The 1,178-nt window shown below is 75.4% G+C and carries 1 protein-coding gene; it reads right to left on the reverse strand.

The annotated features are described in order from the left end of the window. Nucleotides 1–576, reverse strand: a 576-nt coding sequence (locus tag ABZ641_RS38480) for a cation-transporting P-type ATPase (protein ID WP_359989325.1), incomplete at its 3' end; no start/stop codon positions are given. Nucleotides 577–1,178: the final 602 nt, after the last annotated feature.

A 1,178-nucleotide genomic window follows, 5' to 3' on the forward strand; every position in this document is an offset into this window, starting at 1 on the left:
GCTGTCCGCGCCGGTGGCGGTGACGGTGGCGACGGCCCGGCCGCGGACCACCACCGTTCCGGCACTGAGGCCGGGATCGTGTGTCACGTCCTTGTCCACGGGCACGGACTCGCCGGTCAGGACGGACTCGTCCAGCAGCAGTGCGGAGGACTCGGCGACCACGGCGTCCGCGGGGACGACGTCCCCCTCCCCCAGCAGGACGACGTCCCCCGGAACGATTCCGGTCGAAGCGGCCTCGCGCTCGACGCCGTCCCTGAGCACGCGCGTTCTCGGTGTGCAGAGTGCCGACAGCGCGGCGACCGCACGGTCGGCACGGACCTCCTGGGCCACGCCGACGGCCGTGTTGACCACGACGACCAGTCCGATCACGACCGAATCCGCATGATCGCCCGTGGCCAGCGTCAGCGCCGCCGCGGCCAGCAGGACGAGGACGAGCGGATCACGCAGCTGGGCGGCGACCCGGAACCACAACGGAGTGCCCGCCGGGGGCGCGACCTCGTTCGGGCCGTGCCGGGCCAGCAGCTCGTCGGCCTGTTCGGTGGTCAGGCCTCGGCTGTGCCCGACGGCTGCTGTCACTGGTCCACCTCCTGCGCGGTCGCATCGGCGTGCCGGTGACTGCGGACAGGCCAGGCACGTCCGCTCGGCACCTGGCACCACCGTGCTCGGCCGCCTCGGCCGCCGTGGCCGCCGTGGCGTGGGCCGCCGGGAAGGTTCGTGCCGGCCCGCAACCGATCGACGGTTCCCATGGTGGTACCGGTGATCGCACCCCGACAGGGCCGGGCGGACCCTGCCGGGGCGGCAACCGTCCCACCAGGCCGCGCCCTCCGCCGGCGAGGGCGTCCCGGACCGGACCTCGACCACCGCTGCGACGGCGTGCTCCACTTCGCGTGCGGGTCGGCCACCCACGCGGTGCCGCGTCGGGTGACGGCACCGCTCTCGGCGGGGGACGGCTGCTCAGGTGCGGTCGAGCCGGTCCCGGAGGTGCTGTTGGCGTCGATCGGCGGGGCGGGTTCAGGCGCGGCGCCGGTTGCTGTCGTGGCGTAGGCCGTCGGTGTGCCGGGTGAGGTCGGCGAGGCCGGGGTGGTCGGGTCCGAGATGCCCGCGGACCGCGGCGAGGGGCGCGAGGAGGTCCGCAGCGTCGGCGGCCGCCAGGGAGGCGCGGACGGCGTCGAGTGCCG

It is taken from the genome of Kitasatospora sp. NPDC007106, assembly GCF_040634455.1.
Lineage (GTDB): Bacteria > Actinomycetota > Actinomycetes > Streptomycetales > Streptomycetaceae > Kitasatospora > Kitasatospora arboriphila.